The 17,896-nt window shown below is 63.9% G+C and carries 18 protein-coding genes; 14 read left to right on the forward strand and 4 right to left on the reverse strand.

Translation table 11 applies throughout. The features are described from left to right. Positions 1-106: 106 nt before the first annotated feature. From VUN82_21940 to VUN82_21950, 3 genes are read right to left on the reverse strand one after another with little or no spacing between them, the layout of a single operon-like run. Entirely contained in the window at positions 107-1,051 is a 945-nt protein-coding gene (locus VUN82_21940) for a DUF817 domain-containing protein (GenBank protein XAS71713.1), read from the reverse strand. Then, positions 1,044-1,850, reverse strand: coding sequence for an oxygenase MpaB family protein (locus VUN82_21945; protein XAS71714.1), 807 nt, complete (start codon positions 1,848-1,850; stop codon positions 1,044-1,046). The genes VUN82_21940 and VUN82_21945 overlap by 8 nt, the downstream gene beginning before the upstream one ends. A gap of 41 nt (positions 1,851-1,891) precedes the next feature. Continuing rightward, on the reverse strand, positions 1,892-2,644 hold the full coding sequence (locus VUN82_21950) for a WHG domain-containing protein (protein ID XAS71715.1): 753 nt from the start codon (positions 2,642-2,644) through the stop codon (positions 1,892-1,894). A 143-nt stretch (positions 2,645-2,787) separates the two neighbouring features. On the opposite strand from VUN82_21950, the gene VUN82_21955 reads away from it, so the two are divergent. Together VUN82_21955 and VUN82_21960 are read left to right on the forward strand one after the other, a co-directional pair. Continuing rightward, positions 2,788-3,720, forward strand: a complete 933-nt coding sequence (locus tag VUN82_21955; GenBank protein ID XAS71716.1) for an NAD-dependent epimerase/dehydratase family protein — start codon at positions 2,788-2,790, stop codon at positions 3,718-3,720. Between the two features lie 50 nt (positions 3,721-3,770). Further along, positions 3,771-4,025 (forward strand): hypothetical protein, encoded by a 255-nt coding sequence (locus VUN82_21960; protein ID XAS71717.1) that lies wholly within the window; start codon positions 3,771-3,773, stop codon positions 4,023-4,025. 10 nt (positions 4,026-4,035) lie between these two features. Here VUN82_21960 and VUN82_21965 read toward each other — a convergent pair whose 3' ends face one another. Then, the gene (locus VUN82_21965; GenBank protein XAS71718.1) at positions 4,036-4,872 is read right to left on the reverse strand and encodes an alpha/beta hydrolase; all 837 of its coding nucleotides are present in this window, start codon (positions 4,870-4,872) and stop codon (positions 4,036-4,038) included. Positions 4,873-5,073: 201 nt separating this feature from the next. Here VUN82_21965 and VUN82_21970 point away from each other — a divergent pair, with 201 nt between their 5' ends. The 12 genes from VUN82_21970 to VUN82_22025 all read left to right on the forward strand — a co-directional run bounded on the left by VUN82_21970 (position 5,074) and on the right by VUN82_22025 (position 17,880). After that, positions 5,074-5,736, forward strand: a complete 663-nt coding sequence (locus tag VUN82_21970) for a hypothetical protein (GenBank protein XAS71719.1) — start codon at positions 5,074-5,076, stop codon at positions 5,734-5,736. A 37-nt stretch (positions 5,737-5,773) separates the two neighbouring features. Further along, the gene (locus tag VUN82_21975) at positions 5,774-7,198 is read left to right on the forward strand and encodes a phage tail sheath subtilisin-like domain-containing protein (protein XAS71720.1); all 1,425 of its coding nucleotides are present in this window, start codon (positions 5,774-5,776) and stop codon (positions 7,196-7,198) included. Position 7,199: 1 nt separating this feature from the next. Next, positions 7,200-7,679 (forward strand): phage tail protein, encoded by a 480-nt coding sequence (locus VUN82_21980; protein XAS71721.1) that lies wholly within the window; start codon positions 7,200-7,202, stop codon positions 7,677-7,679. 1,175 nt (positions 7,680-8,854) lie between these two features. Continuing rightward, a complete protein-coding gene (locus VUN82_21985; GenBank protein ID XAS71722.1) occupies positions 8,855-9,613 on the forward strand; it encodes a hypothetical protein in 759 nt (252 codons plus the stop codon). A gap of 30 nt (positions 9,614-9,643) precedes the next feature. After that, the gene (locus tag VUN82_21990) at positions 9,644-11,164 is read left to right on the forward strand and encodes a phage baseplate assembly protein V (GenBank protein XAS71723.1); all 1,521 of its coding nucleotides are present in this window, start codon (positions 9,644-9,646) and stop codon (positions 11,162-11,164) included. A 3-nt stretch (positions 11,165-11,167) separates the two neighbouring features. Next, positions 11,168-11,506, forward strand: coding sequence for a hypothetical protein (locus tag VUN82_21995; GenBank protein ID XAS71724.1), 339 nt, complete (start codon positions 11,168-11,170; stop codon positions 11,504-11,506). A gap of 13 nt (positions 11,507-11,519) precedes the next feature. Next, on the forward strand, positions 11,520-11,954 hold the full coding sequence (locus tag VUN82_22000; protein ID XAS71725.1) for a GPW/gp25 family protein: 435 nt from the start codon (positions 11,520-11,522) through the stop codon (positions 11,952-11,954). Next, positions 11,951-14,572, forward strand: a complete 2,622-nt coding sequence (locus VUN82_22005) for a baseplate J/gp47 family protein (protein ID XAS71726.1) — start codon at positions 11,951-11,953, stop codon at positions 14,570-14,572. The genes VUN82_22000 and VUN82_22005 overlap by 4 nt, the downstream gene beginning before the upstream one ends. Beyond that, positions 14,559-15,134 (forward strand): hypothetical protein, encoded by a 576-nt coding sequence (locus VUN82_22010; protein XAS71727.1) that lies wholly within the window; start codon positions 14,559-14,561, stop codon positions 15,132-15,134. Before VUN82_22005 ends, VUN82_22010 begins: the two co-directional genes overlap by 14 nt. 6 nt (positions 15,135-15,140) lie before the next feature. Continuing rightward, positions 15,141-15,617, forward strand: a complete 477-nt coding sequence (locus VUN82_22015) for a hypothetical protein (GenBank protein ID XAS71728.1) — start codon at positions 15,141-15,143, stop codon at positions 15,615-15,617. Between the two features lie 54 nt (positions 15,618-15,671). After that, entirely contained in the window at positions 15,672-16,601 is a 930-nt protein-coding gene (locus VUN82_22020; protein ID XAS71729.1) for a PASTA domain-containing protein, read from the forward strand. Between the two features lie 52 nt (positions 16,602-16,653). Further along, the gene (locus VUN82_22025; GenBank protein ID XAS74764.1) at positions 16,654-17,880 is read left to right on the forward strand and encodes a pyridoxal phosphate-dependent aminotransferase; all 1,227 of its coding nucleotides are present in this window, start codon (positions 16,654-16,656) and stop codon (positions 17,878-17,880) included. Positions 17,881-17,896 lie beyond the last annotated feature (16 nt).

The following is a 17,896-nucleotide window of genomic DNA, read 5'->3' on the forward strand; positions in this document are numbered from 1 at the left end:
GTACGCGGCTCAGGGGTTGGTTTCGCCCTGCGTGAACTGGCAGACTTGCGCGATGGACTTCGCTGAGTGCGCCCGGCGAGGCGTGACGACACGCAAAAGGCCGGGGTCACTCCGGCGGGCGGGCGACACTGATATCCGGCTGTCCCTGGCGAATGTGGGTGGCGCCAGGGGTTTGGGTGGCGCCGGGGGTTTGGGTGGCGCTGGCCGGCGGCGGCTCAGGTTTGTACACCCACGCCACGAGCACCACGGAAATGATCATCAGGAGGAACCACGCGAGGAGCTTATCGATCGAGACCGCCTGCCAGCCATTCAACTGATTGGGGTAGAGCCACGCATGGGACCACGTGCCAATGTTCTCGGCGAACCAAATGAACAGTGCCACCAAGAGGAAAGACATCAGGATGGGCATCCGGAAGCGCTTACGGAACACCCGGAAGTGCATCACGCACCGCCCGTAGACAAGCACGACGGCGGCCAGCAGCACCCAGCGCGCGTCAAAGATGTAGTGGTGCGAGAAGAAATTGACGTAGATCCCCGCAGCCACAAGAGCCGTGATCCACCGCCAGGGGTAGTGGTCGAAGTGGAGGTCAAAGAGCCGGAACACACGAACCATGTATGAGCCAACGGCCGCATACATGAAGCCACTGAACAGCGGAACAGCACCGATCCGGAGGAAGCCCTCGGCCTCGTAAGACCACGAACCCACGTCCGTCTTGAACAGCTCCATGACTGTTCCCACCGCATGGAACAGCAGGATCACCCGCAGCTCGCGCAGTGTTTCCAGCTTGAAGCTGACCATCAGAATCTGAATGACGACTGCGGCGATGGTCAAAAAGTCATTCCGGGCCAAGCTGGCGTCGTCCGGAAACCAGAGGCGGGCTGCGATGATTACCGCGAGCAGTGCTGCACCAAAGACGCAAGCCCACGCCTGCTTCAGTCCGAACACCACGAACTCGGTCAGGCGCATGCGGAGTCGGCCGCCTTGGGCGTGCTGCAGATAACGATGCGCGAGGTCATCGATGGCTTGCTCCACCGAGGTCGAATTACGCATTCCTTGACCTGCCCCTCGTCCTGGAAGGGGTGGTTTTCAGCCGACCCAGGTAGTAATCCCTGGGCCAGTGCCGTATCCGCTGCGGGAGCCGGGGATAGACGCGTCCGAGCCACCGCATGGTCCGCTCGAAGCGACGGCTATCGCGGGGAGTCCACTCCAAGCCGAAGCCCTCGCGCAGATGGTCCGGAAGGAGGCCGGCGGTCAGGAAGCGGGCAAGCGGCATCACCAGGCGCATCAGTGCCGGCCCACCTGCCGGATACAGCAGCTCTTTGGCTACGTTTCGGGCCTTTTCATCAGGTCGAAGCACGTCCACGTGCGAAGACCAATACCCAGCGAAGGCCTCACGATCGGGCGGCCACATGTTCGCCGGAAGCTGCAGCGCCGTCCCAATGCGCGCATAGTCGCGGTACATGCGGTCGGCGGTCTCGTCGTCGAGCGGTCCATGCACTTGCTCGTAAACGGTGACGGCGGTGTCATACAGAGTGGCGACAACCCAAAGCTGGGACTCGGGGTCGAAAGCGTTGTAGCCCTTTGTTGCATCATCAGGGTTCCGCCGCACTGGAGCATGGGCGCGGTTAACTGCGCGGCGAACCGCGGCGACTTGCTCGTCGGTGCCATAGACAATCGCATAAACGTAAGTCAGCGTCGCCCGAAGGCGGTCCTGCGGCCGTTGGGCAAAGTCGCTGTGATCGGCGACGCCGTGCCCCACCCTTGGATCAGCGATCTGAAGCAGGATGGCGCGCCCGGCACCGGCGAGCAGGATGCCCTCCGCGCCGATATCAGCAAGCCCTCGAACCATCTTGATACTTTACCGTCTGCTGCTCGTCACAGGCCCGCTCGTCACAGCCCCGCCATGCCCTGGAGGACGAGCAGTTGGTGCTCGAACAATTCATCGCGCGCGGCAAACGTATCCCGCCCGTACTGGCCAAACACTTCGAAGCTCACAGCCCCGAAGACGGACGTCCACGCCAGCACGCCCCGTGCGAGCGCTGATTCGGGCACCGTGATCCCAAGTTCAGTCCGGATGTTCCGCATGTCTGCTGCCAAGACCGGTGGGATGACGACGGCGGGACTCACCTCCATCTCCAGTGCGCCCGCGCGATGGGCTGCGTCAAAGATGCTTACGAGGCGAAAGATGACACGTGTTCCGGGAACCGTGGTTCGCTCACCTGGTGCCTGATAGCCGGGAACGGGGCTGCCGAAAAGCAGGGCGTAGCTGGCTGGTTCCCTGAGCGCCCAAGCACGAATCGCCTTACCCAGGGCACGAAACTGGCCTGCGAAATCATTCTCAGGAACCGCCGCTACAGCTGCATCCACTTCGTCGCCGAGCTCGTTGTAGCCGTCGATGAGCAAGAGTGTGAGAAGTTCGTCCCGGCTTTCCACGTAGCGATAAACGGCCGAAGAAACGACGCCAAGGTCCCGAGCCACAGCCCGCAGCGAGAGAGCCGCCGCGCCATGGACGGCCAAGTGCTCCCGGCCGAGTCGCACTATGTCGGCGATGGTTTGTGCCCTCGCACGCTCACGGGGAGTTGGCGGCTTGGCTTTGGGCTGGGCTTTTGGCGCAGCTTCGACGCCTCGCGCAGTGGAAGACATGACACCACCTTGCCACAACACAGAGAGCACCATCAACAAATGAGAGCAGTGCTCTTGACTTTGACTGTGTTGACGGTCATTCTGGATTCAGAGAGCACCGCTCTCGCTTCACGTTTCACTGGACTTCGAGGAAAGAGATCAGCATGTACGTCGTGACCGGAGCAGGACCTGTTGGTTGGACCGTCGCCGAACAACTCGCTGAGCAGGGAGAAGACGTTCGCATCCTGACGCGTTCCGGCAGCGGCCCGGACCATCCCCGCATTGAACGAATGCGCGTGGACGCCTCTGATCCCAGGCAATTGGGCGAGGCGCTCAACGGCGCCGCCGCGGTATTCCACTGCATTCACGGATCCGCTTACCGTGCGGCGGCATGGGCGGCCGAACTCCCGCAAGCCGAACAAGTGGTGATGGATGCAGCGGCAGCCGCGGGCGCCGTCGTCGTATTTCCAGAGAGCCTCTACGCCTACAGCGAGCCGGAGAACGTGATGACTGAGGCGGGTCCACGGGCGGCGTCGGGCGGCAAACGAGGCATCAGGACCCAGCTCCTGAACGCGCGGCAGATGCATGCTGCAAATACTGTGAGCGTGGTGGCCGGCGACTTCTTCGGCCCGCTGGTGCGTACGGCGCATGCAGGCGAACGAATGGTCCCGCTGGTTGTGGAGGGAAAGACAGTCCAAGTGATTGGCAGCGCTCGGCAACCGCACTCGTTCACTTTTGTCCCTGATCTGGCGGCGGCAATGATCACGGCGGCCCGGAATCCTAAGCTCTGGAACTCCGTGCTCCACGCGCCGACCGGTCCTGCGCTGACCCAACGCGAACTTGCCGCAGCGTTCGCTGACGCTGCCGGCGTTTCTGTTCCGAAGGTGAGTGCTGTGCCCGGGTGGGTGCTGAGGACCGCAGGTCTCTTTTCGACCGACATGCGCGAGCTTGCCGAGATGCTCTACCAGTTCGAGCGGCCGTTCGTGATGGATTCCTCGCAAAGCCAGCGCCTCCTGGGCTGCGAACCGACGCCCCTGCCGGAAGCTGCCGCGGCAACAGTGGCGTGGTGGCGGGACGCTGTCCTGCAAGTGAAGTAGGCGGCAGGGGTGACACAATGGTTTGAGAAATCATCCGCAAGGAGCCACTCATGAAAAAGGTCAGCTACTCACCCGCACTTACCGCGGCCATGGCGAAGACGCGAACAGCCATCCGCGTTCCTGCCGACGTTCTCGTTGAACAGGTGAGTGCTTCCATGGCCATTGAGGGACGGACGCTTACCGCTAAGCCGACAGTGAAGCACACCCGGGCATCTGCCGAAGCAGTTGCAACCATTGCCGCTAGATCGTCCGAGCGCAGGGAACGTTCTGTTCGGAGCAGGCCACTCGGAGCAACCAGCGAGTAACTCCGACCAGTCACTGGTCCTTCCATGCAGCAGGCGGTGGCGCGTCCAGGAACGTTGTGACGACGTCCTGCACGAGCGCGGTCCTCGCCAACCCGAAGAAATGCGTGGTGCCGGGAAACACGGCGAGCTGCGATGCGGGCACGCCTTCGAAGTCGCCGTTCACGTCTCCTCCCCGCAGCTGGAGGAACCGCACCGCGTGCTCGAGCTTGACCATGTCGCAATCTCCCACCGTGATCAACGTTGGGGCAGCGATTCCGCGGATTTCGTCATCACTCCATCCGCTGGAGCCAGCGTCATAGTGCCCGAGTTTGTCCAAAAGTCCTTGCAGGTGCTCTCGGTCCGGATGCGGTGAAACAGCCAGATAGCGCTGCTCCATCGGGGTGCCGGCGATCATATCCACGGTCATGGAGGCCACAGCTTCGGCGTTTCCGCCGCGATCGCCGTCGGGCGTGAACGACACGGAAGAGACGATGAGTTTGCGAACAAGTTCCGGGCGGTTGATCGCCAGGTGCAACGCCACTGCTCCGCCAACACTGAAGCCGAATACATCAGCCTCGCGGACGCCCAAATGTTCAAGGAGGCCAACGACATCGGATGCAAGGTCCGCAGTTTTCAGGGGACGGTCGATGTCGTTGGTTCTTCCATGGCCTTGGAAATCCGTGGCGATAACCCTGCGGCCTTCGGACAGGCCCGGGATCAAAGCGCCAAATTGCTGCTGAATATCGAACAACCCGCCGTGCAGGAGCAAGAGCGGAGTTCCGCCGTCGCCAAACAACTCGTAGTACATCTGTAGTCCATTGACCGGGACAAATCCGGTCTCGAGGGGTGCCGTCGTTGGCTCATGCATCTTCAGGACCTCCGCGTCGTTTCGCAAAATCCTAGTCCGGCGCTAACTTGCGCGAAAGCAACCGTAAGTTCGACGGCGGGCGCCCACCTGCACATTCAATCGAATGGAGTTACTCCTGATTCCCCAGTGACTACACGCAACAGCGGGAGTAACCTAGTCCCAGTTGCAATTCTGGTCACATTTCGAGTTCTGGGTTCTGCCGTGGGCTATGTGCGTTCGTCGTTGACCGACCTCCTGGGGGTACTTTCCGACGCCGTCGCTCCCCAGCGCGTAAGGTTCGACGACGGCTCCCCCGAAGCCGTCATTCCCACCCCGGACGCTCCGGTCACCGTCCATGCAGTCACGCTCAACCGTGTGGGAAGATCCCGTCGCGATGGCCCGGTCCTCGACCTCGAACTGCGGGTGGCGGTGGAATGCCACGGCCCCGAACAACTGGACAACATGGAGCAACTGCTCCTGGCAGTGGAACGCCACAGCCAGTACTCGGTGGTGTCCACCGGCGAATTCCGGCCCGAAGAGTACTCCGGAGCTATCCGGCAAGGGCTCGGGTTCCTGGTCCGGATCCCCGTGGCCCTTCGCTTCGAAGAGCCCTCCGGACCTCCCGTCCTTGAACCACTCATTGCCAAGACCGGCGTTGCCCGGCGCATCCACGGACGGCTCGTGGACGTCCACAACAAAGGCATTCCCAACGCCTACATCCATGCCCATTCCTCCGCCACGGCAGTCGTAAGCGATGCGACCGGCCACTTCGAGGTCCTGGCCTCGGCGGATGAACTCCAGCACTTTGCCGTAGCCGTACGCGGCACCGAAAAGGAAGTCTCGGCCAGCACCAGCAGCCTGCCGGTCATCATCCGGTGGGTGTGAATCCGCGGACTACCGCGGGCAGGAAAGGGAGCGCACCATGGCGAACTATCAGGCGCCAGGCGTTTATGTTCAGGAAGTGCCCAGCGGCGCACGCGCCATCGGGCAGGTCAACACCAGCATCGCAGCGTTCGTAGGCGTGGCTCCGGACCCGGACGCCTTGGTGGATGAGCTCCGTGTGCTGGACAACTGGACCCAGTTCGTGGACCAATATGTCGGCAACGCGACAGCGGGCACACCGCTCTCCAACGCTGTTTACGGCTTCTTCTCAAACGGAGGGAGCCGTTGTTATGTGGTGAACATTGGGGCCAACGGCAGCCTCACGGGCACGGCCACCAAGCCCACAGGCCTCACGCTTTTCGAGGCCGTCGACGACATCTCCATGGTGGCAGCGCCGGGCTTCGCGGATGCCGAATCCTACGCTGCACTGGCTGCGCATGTAGAGCACCCGCTCCGGCAGGACCGCATGGCCATCATGGACACGGCGGAAAAAGTGGACGACGTCGGGGCACTCACCAGGGCCGCGACGTCGGGCGTTCCGGAGGGTGCGCGGGATGCGGGCCCGGAAGAGGAGCGGAAGACGGCGGACGCTGACTCGGGTGGGGATGCTGGCCCGGGTGACGCCGACGAAGCCGAAGACGCATCTGACGAACCTTTAGGCGCAGAAGCCAGCGACAGCACGCCGTCGTCTGCATCCTCGGTGTCCTCCGACCACCCGGACTGGCCCGACTCAACCCGGCCCCCGGCGGCCCGCTCGGCGGATCCGGATACGGAAGCCGGCGACCAGCAGGACCTCGGCGCCCCGCAATCCCCCGGCGGTTACACAGCCCTGTATTTCCCGTGGATCGTGATGATCGATCCCGTGTCCGGGAAAAAGGTGACGCAGCCGCCGTCGGGCCATATCGCAGGCGTTTGGGCGCGCGTTGACGCGACCCGGGGCGTCCATAAGGCGCCGGCCAACGAGCCCATCCAAGGCGCGATCGACCTTGTGCGGCGGGTGAGCCGCGGTGAGCAGGAGGTCCTGAACCCGGCCGGCGTGAACTGCATCCGGTACTTCCCCGGTGAGGGCATCCGGATTTGGGGCGCCCGAACCAAAGCTCCCGAGGCGAGCGAATACCGGTACGTGAATGTGCGGCGGCTGACCAACATGATCAAGGAGTCGGTGGCGGACGGGACGCGCTGGGTGGTGTTCGAGCCCAATGATCACACGCTGTGGAAGTCGATCCGGCGCGACATCGGGGCGTTCCTGACCAACGTGTGGCGGGACGGGGCCCTTCTCGGGACTACTCCTCAACAGGCCTTTTTCGTGAAGTGCGACGAAGAAACCAACCCTCCAGAGGTCCGCGACGCCGGGCAAGTGGTCACGTTGATCGGGATCGCGCCCGTGAAACCGGCCGAGTTTGTAATCTTCAAGCTCATGCAGTCTGCGGACAACACCAGCGAGACAGAGAGCGCAGGAGCCTGACATGACAACCCCAACACCTGCCGCCCAACCGGGCAACGTGGTGGACCCATACCGGGCCTACAACTTCAAGCTCGTGATCCAAGGAGTGGTTCAGGGCCACTTCACCAAAGTGGAGGGACTCGGCCTGAAAATCGACCGGATCCTCTACCGCTCCGGCGGCGAAAACAGCACAGTCCGCGTCATCCCCGGACAAGTGGAATACACGCCAGTGACCTTGAAGTATGGGCTCACCGACTCCACCGAAATGCTGCAATGGCTCTTCAAAGCCGTTGACGGAAAGGTGGAACGCCGTAACGTCTCCATCGCAATGCTCAACGACGCCGGCTCCGTGGAAGTCCGCCGCTGGAACCTCCTGGGGGCCTGGCCGTGCGACTGGTTCGGCGCACCCCTTGACGCCTTGGGCAAGGATCTCGCCATCGAATCCCTCAGCATCGCGTACGACCGCCTGGAGCTCGACGATGCCCGCGCTCCCGTCGCCTGAGCCTGGGTTTTCATGGCGGCGGGCAGCTGCTCGGCGGTTGCGGGGCGTGGCTGCGTGGCTGGATCGCGGGTCGGCTTCTCCGGGCGCGGGCGCGTCGGCGGCTTCGGCTTCGGAACCTGATTCGTCGGAAAGTTCGACGACGGTGCGTGGCCTCAATGTGGAAGGCGCACCTGAGCACTGGGTTCAGTTGCTGCGCGACGCCGGGTTGGTTCCTCCCGCCGCTCCCACCAACAGCCCGCCCGTTGTGAGGCCCACTCTGCGTGCCTGGGGACTCTCTCGGCGCGCCAAGCAGGCCCCACAACAAACGCCCAGGCTGCGCCTTCGCACGGATCGCCCGGCGACACCTCCCGTTGCGGGGTCCGATGTGCGCGCTTCGGGGCCAACATCGGACGCAGAGCAGGCCCCAGAACGTACACGGGGCACCACCTCCGTCGTTGCGGGGCCCGGTGTGCGCGCTTCGGGGCCAAACTGGGGCGCAAAGCAGGCCCCACAACAAACGCCCAGGTTGCGCCTTCGCACGGATCGATCTGAATCACCCGGCGTTGGGAGGCCTGATCTGAGTGCTTCCGGGCCAACATGGGACGCAGAGCAAGCCCCAGAACGCATACCCATGCCGCGCCTAAGCCCTGATCGATCTGAATCACCCCACGTTGCGGGGCCCGATGTGCGTGCCAAAGCCCAAGATTGGGGCGCAGAGCAGGCCCCACTACACACCCCCACCACGGCACCCCTCGTTGCGGGGCCGGAAATGCATATTTCCGGGCCAACATGGGACGCAGAGCAGGCCCCACAACACATACCCATGCTGCGCCTTCGCCCTGATCGATCTGAATCACCCCACGTTGCGGGGCTCGATGTGCGTGCCAAAGCCAAAGATTGGGGCGCGGAGCAGACCCCACTACACACCCCCACCACGGCACCCCTCGTTGCGGGGCCGGATATGCATACTTCCGGGCCAAAACGGGACGCAAAGCAGGCCCCTCTACACACCCCACAACCCCAGGGCCACCCCAGCGCGATCCCAACCCATACCCCCGCGCCAGCGCTCAAGGGAGATTGGCCGGAGCTCGCCCCACGGCCCACGCCCGCACCCCCGGCAAGCCCGGCAACCACCCCGCTAACCGAAGCTATCGCCCGCCAAGCCCGCCTCACCGACGAACAGTTGGCGGTCTGACATGGAACGTGTCGCCTTCCTGATCGAGGACACCGGGGAACATCTTGGCTGCCTGCTCAACCCGGAAACGGTCGTGATGCAGCGCTCCGCCGGTGTGGAGCCCCGGAGAAGTGCCGGCGGCAAACTCAGCGGCAGCGGCCTGGCGGACGACCCCCTGCTCTTCACGGGAGGCGGCCACACCGAGCTGAGGCTGGACCTGCTCTTCGACGTCGACCTCGCGCCGGCGTCGCTCCATGTGCAGGACGTACGGCAAATGACCAGGCCTATCTGGGCGCTCGCCGAGAACAGTGCGGAGGTCGAGCGCCAGCGGAGGCCGCCGTCGGTCCGCTTTGTGTGGGGGCGCGCGTGGAATGTGCCGGGCATCGTGACCGAGGTGGCGGAACGCTTTGACCGCTTCGCCGCGGACGGTTCACCGCTCAGGTCCTGGATGCGGATGGTCTTTGTTCGCGTGGGCCAGTCTGCAGACGAGGAAGGCGGCGAGAATTACGAGCTCGCCCAGCGTCTCCCTGCCGTGGATCTGACGGCCCCGCCCGTGGACACGTTGGCGGTCACGGGCGACGGGAGCACGGACAGGGACGCAGCAATGCCCGACGGCGGCGAGCTTCTTCCCGAGGTGCCGCCAGCTGAGTTGGGGCGACTTTCCGTGGAAGCCTTCGGGACACCCCTGCTGTGGAAGCTTCTCCTTGAATACAACAACATCGACGACCCCGCGCACTTCAGCGGACCCCTCGCCGTCCCACCGGTTGGTGAAGCACCATGAACGGTGAAACACCATGAATCGTGAAACACCATGAGGCAAGTCCAAGGCCTTCCCGAACTCATCGTCACCTTGGGGCGGCGCAGACTAAGCACGGCCGAAACGGCTGCGATAGTGTCCGTCCAGGTGCTCAGTTCACTCGCACGCCCAGCCCAGTGCCTGATCAGCTGGCGACCCGGTCCGGGCAGGACAGCAGCGGCGAGGGGTGGCGTGGATCCGGCGCCCGGTGATGCCCTGCGGGTGGAGCTCGGCGGTCATCGGACTCCACTATTCCTGGGCGAGGTGACCGTGGTGGAGTACAGCTACGGAGCCAATCTTGGTCAGGAAATCCGCATCAGGGCCTACGATGCCCTGCACCGGCTGAGGAAGCGCCAATTCACCAGGCTGCACGAGGACGTCGATCTCGCTGCGTTGGCGAGGAAACTCTGCGAGGGTACCGGCCTGGACGTTGTGGGCGGCGGCGAGAAGCTGGGGCTGGTGTACCAGTGCGCCTGCACGGACCTGAGCCTCCTGGTTGAACAGAGTGCCCGCGTGGGCGCCTACCCCGTGGTGCACGACGGCGCCCTCAGGCTCACAGGACTCGACGGCGAAGGCGAACCCCTGGAGCTCAGCCTCGGGGCATCCCTTCATTCGGCGGAGATCGAGGTCAGCCAGGAACCGGCGTACGCCTCCGCAACAATCAACGGCTGGCGTGCCGAGGACGCCTCAGTCCATCAGGCCGAAACCAGCAGCAGCGACGCCAAAGCCCGGGTCACTGCCGACCCAACATTGGCCAGCGTCGGCGCAGGCGGGACCCTCCGACGAGACAACGAAGTGCTGGAATCCACCCAGGAGGCGAATGGATTGGCACAGTCCGAGCTGGACGTCAGGATGGCCGGGCAGGTCACGGCGGTGTTTGTGGCTGAGGGCAATCCCGGGCTTAGGGCAGGCGGGCGAGTCAGGATCAGGGGGGTAGCGCAGTCCATCGAGGGAACATATCTGATCGCGAGCGCCTCACACCGTTTGGATAGCACGGGCTACGAAACCACCCTTACCACCCGCCCACCGAGCCCTGTCCCCGAACGACGCCCGGACGTCTTCACGCTCGGGATCATCACGGACGTGGACGATCCCGAGGCCCGGGGGCGCGCCCGCGTACAACTACCGGCCTATCCGGACCTGCAAACCGCTTGGGCGCCCGTGCTTACTGCGGCCGCGGGTCCTGGCAAGGGGATGGTCACACCGCCGGCTCCCGGCGACAATGTCCTGGTGCTTCTTCCCGCCACGGATCCGGCCCAGGCCATCATCCTCGGCGGTCTTTACGGCAGCGAACAGACGCCCGACAACCGCGTCAACACTTCCCGGGAGAGCCGTTACACGTTCCGCAGTGCGGATGGCCAACAAATAATGCTCGACGGCGGTGCCCGCACGGTGAGCTTCACGGATGGCCACGGCTCGTCGGTGGAGCTGGGGCCGGACAAGCTCCGCATCACCGCTGCCACGGACCTGGTGCTGGAAGCCCCGGGCAAAGCCATGAAAATCCGTGCGAAATCCGTCGACTTCGAGGAGGCCTGAGCCATGAGGATTCTGGTCGAGGAGGCCATCCTGCGCTGCGGGCACGACGGCAAAGTCAAGAACGTGCCATCGCAGGCGTGGGTCCGTGTCAAAGGATCGCCGGTGCTCGTGGACAACGATCCCCAGGGCAGGGATATCAGCATGTGCCCGAATGTTGGCATCAACATCAAACCGTGCAACAAGACGCTGCCGGTCGCCAAGGGCTATTCCACCTTCATCAGAATCGGGGGCAAGGCCATCTGCCTGGACACTGTGGAGGGCTTCACCGACGGCACACCCCCGGGCGGCGTGAAGTACAACGTGCGCCGGCCTGGGCAAACGTTCGTGGGGTCGGGCTCATGAAAAAGGAACAGTCATGAGCGCCCCACGCTACACATCGATTGCTTTCATCCATCCGGATTTCGACGCAGCAGCCGGCATCCCCGGTCTGCGAGTCACCCCCGCAGGGAGGCTGGCGACTGTTACGGATGCAGCCTCCATCCGCCAAGCCCTCCTCCTGCTGCTCAGCACCAGGCCCGGCGAGCGCGTGAACCGACCGACGTACGGCTGCCATTTGTTCCGGTTGGCATTCGCTCCGGCTGACGACACCACCGCCGGACTCGCCATCCACTATGTGGCCCGCGCGGTGGAACAGTGGGAGCGGCGCATCACGGTCCTTTCCTTGGATGCCTCACGCTCGCCGGAGGACCCCGAAGTCCTTGAGGTCCGGCTGAAATACCGTGTCCGTACTACCCAGCTTGAGGATGAGATCGCCATCGCCCTGCCCGTGGAGTCTGGAGGTGCACTATGAGTATCCCCGTGCCCAACCTGGATGATCGCAGCTTCGCGGACCTCGTGACCGGCGCCCGCGAGCGCATCCAACAAATCGCACCTGAATGGACTGACCTCTCGGTCCACGATCCCGGCATCACCATCGTGGAGGCCTTCGCCTACCTCACGGACACCCTGATGTACCGGCTCAACCGCGTGCCGGACAAGCTTTACGCCGTCTACTTGAACCTTCTGGGCACGTCGCTGTACCCGCCGAGCACCGCCGAAACGATGCTGGAATTCAGCCGCTCAAGTGTGGGCGATCAGGAGATCCGCATCCCCCGCGGCACGCAGGTCAGCTGCCCACCCGGCGTTCCCGGTTCACCCCAGCCCGTATTTACGACGACGGCGGCAGCCACTTTGGCGGCTGGCATGAGCAGCGTCTTGGTCCCCGCAGCCGATGTCACCATGTACGACGCCGTACCGATTGGTACTGGGACGGGAAGACCAGGTCAGAGCTTCGTGATCCCCAACGCGCCGATCGTCTCGGGCGCAGGGCTGGCGATCGCCGTCGAAGTTCCGGCAGGGACGCGGCTGAGCAGCGGCGAGGCAGTGCTGGTAGACGGAAAGCCGTTCCGGTACTGCAAGGAAGTGGAGGCATTCGCCGACGCAAGGCCGGGTGAGATGCCGGTGCGGATCGACCGAAGTGCCGGCGTCGCGATGTTCGCTTGGTGGGACGAAGAGTCCAGAACGCGGACTGAAACGGGGCAAGGGCCATTAGTACCGGGAGCGGGCGCCGAAGTCCGCGCTTGGTACCGCAGCGGTGGCGGTTCGGGCGGTAATGTCGGCGCGGGTCAGCTCACGGTGCTGCGTTCCCCTGTCCCGGGGGCCAAGGTCACTAATCCGGAGCCGGCAACGGGCGGCCGCGACGGCGAATCTTTGGAGAACGCCCTGAGGCGAGCGCCCCAGGATTTTCAAGCCCGCGACCGCGCCGTTACTGTCCGGGACTACGAGGTCCTGGCACGCCGCCACGGCGGGGTGGGCCGCGCGCGCGCGTTCACGCGGAAGGATCTGTGGGCGTTTGCCCGGCCGGGGGAAGTGGAAATTGTGCTTGTGCCCTTCGTTCCAGACGGCAGGGCAGGGGCGGCGAAACCATTACGCGCAGCGGACCTTATGTCACACGCACGCGACGAAGTGCGGCTTGAAGTGGAACAATATCTCCGCAGGCGGTCCACGGTTGGCGCCGAGCCTGTAGTGCGCTGGGGCCTCTACAAACAGGTGCTGGTGGATGCGCGGATCGTTGTTCGTCCCGATGAGGATGCCGACGCCGTGAAGTCCAGAATCGTGGGCCGCCTGTCTGAAGGGATCAGTCCTCTGAGCCCGGATTCGTCCAGTTACGGATCCGGCTTTGGGAAGCCACTGCGTGTCTCCAACCTGTACCGTGCCATGGAGGAGGCCGAGCCCGGCGTTCAGTATGTGGACCGGGTCAGGCTGGAAGTGGACAAAGTTCCGGACAGTGATGCCGTGTCCTTGGTACAGGCTGAAGGCCAGGACAGAACGTGGTTCGTGGCTCAGGGCGGCACGCTGTTCCGCACCACCAACGCCGCCGACGGTTGGGAAGCCTGTGCGGATTTTGGAGATACCTCCGACGCCGACCAGACCGAAGAAACCGTCCGCGCCATCGCCCCGTTCCGTTCCCCCGCACCCGGCCGGGTAGGTCCGGAGCGGCACCCGGGCATGGTGGCCGTCAGCACGGTGACGGGTACGGGGTCGCGCATTTATATCAGTGAGGACCTCGGCGAATCGTGGCGCAAAGCAGCCGAACTGGGGTTCGTCGTCGCCGATTTGTGTTGGGTGGACCGCCAGGGTGAGCCGTTGTTGTTGCTGGCAGGCGAGCGCGGCCTCTACGAACTTCCGATGAGCCAAGGTGCCATTCCCGTGCAGAACGTAGTAGACACGTCCCAGCCGGATCGTGGTTTTTACGCCGTAGACGCTTTGGTGGATGTCCGTGGGAGGACCGGCGTTGTGGTGGCCGCCGAGGCCTCGGCCGGCGTCTGGCTCTCCCCCGACGCCGGGACCGCCGACAGCTTCAAGCAGGTCAAGGCCGCGGGAGAGGACATCCGCTGCATGACGATCCAGTACGACGGCGGTTCGAGCTATGTGTGGCTCGGCCGGGCAGTGCCGGAAGGGACCGGGACGGGATGCCTGCGGCTGAAGATCGACGAGTTGGGCCGCACGGATTTTGAAGAGTCCTTCATGAATTCGTGGGAGGAGTTCAGCACTGGCTGGACCGGGGGCAGTTGCTGGGGTGTCCACGTGATGGGTAACGCTGCCTACGCCGCTACCCAGAGCGGGGGGGTGTTACGGCTGCAACTGGGCCAGGCGTCGGCGCAGTGGAGCGTGCCGGACGTGAATTGCAATCTGCCGCTGAGGGACCGCACCCGGTTCGAGCCCGTTCGTTCCGTGTCCGGGGCGATCCGTGACGGCAAGCCTCTGGTCCTGGCGGCCGGTCCCAAAGGCGTATATCGGAGCACGGACAACGTCGTTCTATGGGAAAGCTGCACCCGGCGCGTGGTGGACGATGTTGTGACGCTGCCCGAGACCTGGCTGTTCTGCTCGGGTGACCACAGAATCGAGGTGGTCCATGGCAACGGCTGAGCCTATGGGGCCGTCCGAGTCCAAGCTGCTGAGGGTCCTGCCGGAAGTGTTCCAAGTGGCCGCCGATACCAGCACGCCCCTGCAGGCCCTTCTTGCTGTGGCGGAGGACATGCATGGGCCCGTCCGGCAGGTCTTGGACCGCATCCATACCGTTCCCGATCCTGGCCGCGCGCCGTCGTCGTTGATTCCCTTTCTCTCGCGCTGGGTAGATCTGGACTGGTTGACGCTTCCCGGCCCGGAGGGCGGCGCTGGATCCGGTGGTACAGGGCCCGGCAGCCTGCCCGCGACCGGCGCCATTCCCATATCCCGGCAGCGGAATCTCATTGCGGCCGCCGCGCAGCTCTCTGCACGCCGCGGCACAGTGGACGGGCTCACCCGTTTCCTGCACCTGGCCACTGGGGTGCCCGGGTTCGACGTCGAATCCGTGCCCGGCGCCTTCCATATCAAGGTGCTCGTGCCTGCGGAAGCGGGTGGGCAGCTGGAGCTGATCCGGCGGATCGTCAAAGGCATGAAGCCTGCGCACGTGACGGATGAGGTTACGGTGCTGCCGGATGAACGGTGACCAACCATGAATAAGGAGAACCGCACGCCGATTCTTGTGGTGGTTGCCTGCGGGGTCATCGCGCTTTTAGTCCTGGTGTTCGGCGTCAGTTGCGGCGGCGGGAACAACGGTGTGGCACGGGACTGGCAGGGCGGATTCTCCAGCGCAGCCGCAGGCGTGCAACTCACCTCAGCTGACCTGTCTGCCCAAGGCGGTTCGTGTTCGGCGTCGGATACCCAGCTGGTGGTTACCGGAGCGTGCGTGTTCGAGGTGAAGGAATTCGGCGGGGGTTTGTTCTATTTCGGACCTCCCACCAAGCGGGCAAGGCTCGCGCCGCAGCAGGCGGTCACCGTCTCGCTGTTGGTGCAGGGCACGCGGGCTGAACAGAATTCAGGCCCGGGGAAAACCGTGGACCTGACCTTCGGGACCTCGGGCGGACAGTTGGGAATCATCTGTCCCGGCCTGGGGACTTGTGTGTTGCTGATCCAGGAAGCCGGAGGCTGAGATGTGCTGCTGTGCGCTGAAACGACAAACCGCGATCCCAGGAGTTGTTGTGCCATGACTGCCATCACCATGACGTTGAGCTCCCCGGACGTGGTCCTTAAAGAAGGGAAGGGATCGCTGACAGCATCCGTCACCAACGGCTCCGCTGAAGCCGAGCGAGTGGTGCTCGGCGCCTTCCCCGGGCAGGTGACCAATCCGCCGTCGAAAACGTACACCACCATCCCCAACCCGTTGCGGACCATCGCCGCCGGGGCCACCGAACAGTACGTGGTCAATTTCGACACCGACGGGGCTTCCGCGGGCAGCTACCCGGTGAAGTTGATCGCCTACTCCGCCGACGACGCACCCGAGGACTACGCGGACCAAGCGCATGTGGTCACGCTGACTGTTCCGGCCGCCGAAAAGCCAAAGCCGACTCCGGGATTCCCGTGGTTGTGGGTGATCATCGGGGGTGTGGTGCTGCTGGCGGTTATCGGCGTGATCCTGTACTTCATGTTCAAGGACGCCAACGTTCCGGACGTGAAAACCAAACCGCAGGCTGAAGCGGTCAAGATCGTGACCGACGCCGGCTTCAAAGCCGCGACGACGGAAATCGAAAGCGCCTCGCCTGAAGGAACCGTAGTCAACCAGAGTCCCGCCGGCGGCGAGAAGGTAGGGCGCGGCAGCACGGTCAACCTGGAAATTGCGGTGCCCGTGAAGGCCACCGTGCCCAGTGTCCTGGGGTCACGGATCGAAACCGCCCGCAATGCCTTCCAGACCGCACAACTGCAATTGGACTTCACCCAGGGCTCCGCCTGCCAAAGCTCGCCTCCCCTCTCCCTGATGAGGTGCGTAGTGGTGGGCGTCAATCCCGACGTCGGCACGAAAGTCAACGTCAACGCACTCGTTTTGGTGCGGACCGAGTTGAGGTCCAGCATCATCCTTGATCCGGTAAACATCTGCCTGAGCAACCCCCAACTCTGCGAGGTGCGACTGAACCCGTGATTATTTCCGGACACGTTTGCCTGCCTGGGCAGCTGCCATGAAAAGATCAACCATGCGTCCCATGCAGCACTCCAGCAAACTCCAGAATGTCCGCTACGAACTCCGTGGTCCCATCCTCCAGGCCGCCAAGGCCATGGAAGCCGAGGGACACCGCATCCTCAAGATGAACCTTGGGGACACGGCACCGTTCGGGTTGGAAGCGCCGGAGTCCGTGGTGGTTGACATGATCCACCACATCCGCGGGGCCCAGGGCTACAGCGATTCCAAGGGCATCTTCTCCGCCCGGACCGCGATCTCGCAGTACTACCAGACGCGCGGCCTGATGACGATCGGCGTCGAGGATGTCTTCATCGGCAACGGCGTCAGCGAACTCATTTCCATGACCCTGCAGGCGTTCATGGAAAACGGTGACGAGATCCTCGTCCCGGCTCCCGACTATCCGCTCTGGACCGCGACCGTGACACTTACGGGTGGCAAAGCCGTGCACTACCTCTGCGATGAGGACGAGAACTGGTGGCCGGACATGTCCGACGTCGAAGCGAAGATCACCCCGCGCACACGGGGCATCGTGATCATCAACCCGAACAATCCAACGGGTGCCGTCTACCCCCGGCACATCCTTGAGCAGTTCGCAGCGCTGGCGCGGAAGCACGATCTGGTCCTGTTCTCCGATGAGATTTACGAGAAGATCCGCTACGTCGACGCACCGCACATTCATACCGCGTCCGTGGCAGACGACATCCCGGTTCTGACGTTCAGCGGACTTTCCAAGGCCTACCGCATGCCCGGCTATCGTGCGGGCTGGGTTGCCGTGACTGGACCATTGACCGCAACGGCTGCCTATCGGGAATCCTTGGAACTGCTGGCCTCGTTGCGGTTGTGCTCCAACGTTCCCGCCCAGCATGCCATCCAGACCTGCCTGGGCGGATACCAGAGCATCGAGGCCCTCATCCGTCCCGGCGGGCGCCTTCGTGAGCAACGGGATCTGGCGTTGAAATTGTTGACCGCAATCCCGGGCGTTTCGTGCGTCCCCGCGGCCGGCGCAATGTACCTGTTCCCTCGGTTGGACCCGGAGATCTACCCCATCGAGAGCGACGAGAAGTTCGTCCTCCAACTCCTGCAGGAACAGAAGATCCTCATTTCGCACGGAACGGCCTTCAACTGGCCCACGCCGGACCACTTCCGCTTCGTGATCCTGCCGACCGTGGAGGACATCGAGGAAGCCGTGCGCAGGATCGAACACTTCCTCGCCGCGTACAGGAACCGCCCGGCGGACTAACCGCGTGGCCTAAGCC

This window comes from Micrococcaceae bacterium Sec5.1 (assembly GCA_039636795.1).
Lineage (GTDB): Bacteria > Actinomycetota > Actinomycetes > Actinomycetales > Micrococcaceae > Arthrobacter.

Bases quoted from the DNA above. Each gene is read 5' to 3' on its own strand.
- VUN82_22025 (XAS74764.1), top strand. From the start codon at position 16,654: ATGCGTCCCATGCAGCACTCCAGCAAACTCCAGAATGTCCGCTACGAA.
- VUN82_21995 (XAS71724.1), top strand. From the start codon at position 11,168: ATGAGGATTCTGGTCGAGGAGGCCATCCTGCGCTGCGGGCACGACGGC.
- VUN82_22000 (XAS71725.1), top strand. From the start codon at position 11,520: ATGAGCGCCCCACGCTACACATCGATTGCTTTCATCCATCCGGATTTC.
- VUN82_22020 (XAS71729.1), top strand. From the start codon at position 15,672: ATGACTGCCATCACCATGACGTTGAGCTCCCCGGACGTGGTCCTTAAA.
- VUN82_21955 (XAS71716.1), top strand. From the start codon at position 2,788: ATGTACGTCGTGACCGGAGCAGGACCTGTTGGTTGGACCGTCGCCGAA.
- VUN82_21950 (XAS71715.1), bottom strand. From the start codon at position 2,644: ATGTCTTCCACTGCGCGAGGCGTCGAAGCTGCGCCAAAAGCCCAGCCC.
- VUN82_21975 (XAS71720.1), top strand. From the start codon at position 5,774: ATGGCGAACTATCAGGCGCCAGGCGTTTATGTTCAGGAAGTGCCCAGC.
- VUN82_21940 (XAS71713.1), bottom strand. From the start codon at position 1,051: ATGCGTAATTCGACCTCGGTGGAGCAAGCCATCGATGACCTCGCGCAT.
- VUN82_22010 (XAS71727.1), top strand. From the start codon at position 14,559: ATGGCAACGGCTGAGCCTATGGGGCCGTCCGAGTCCAAGCTGCTGAGG.
- VUN82_22015 (XAS71728.1), top strand. From the start codon at position 15,141: ATGAATAAGGAGAACCGCACGCCGATTCTTGTGGTGGTTGCCTGCGGG.
- VUN82_21945 (XAS71714.1), bottom strand. From the start codon at position 1,850: ATGGTTCGAGGGCTTGCTGATATCGGCGCGGAGGGCATCCTGCTCGCC.
- VUN82_21960 (XAS71717.1), top strand. From the start codon at position 3,771: ATGAAAAAGGTCAGCTACTCACCCGCACTTACCGCGGCCATGGCGAAG.
- VUN82_21990 (XAS71723.1), top strand. From the start codon at position 9,644: ATGAGGCAAGTCCAAGGCCTTCCCGAACTCATCGTCACCTTGGGGCGG.
- VUN82_21965 (XAS71718.1), bottom strand. From the start codon at position 4,872: ATGCATGAGCCAACGACGGCACCCCTCGAGACCGGATTTGTCCCGGTC.
- VUN82_21985 (XAS71722.1), top strand. From the start codon at position 8,855: ATGGAACGTGTCGCCTTCCTGATCGAGGACACCGGGGAACATCTTGGC.
- VUN82_22005 (XAS71726.1), top strand. From the start codon at position 11,951: ATGAGTATCCCCGTGCCCAACCTGGATGATCGCAGCTTCGCGGACCTC.
- VUN82_21980 (XAS71721.1), top strand. From the start codon at position 7,200: ATGACAACCCCAACACCTGCCGCCCAACCGGGCAACGTGGTGGACCCA.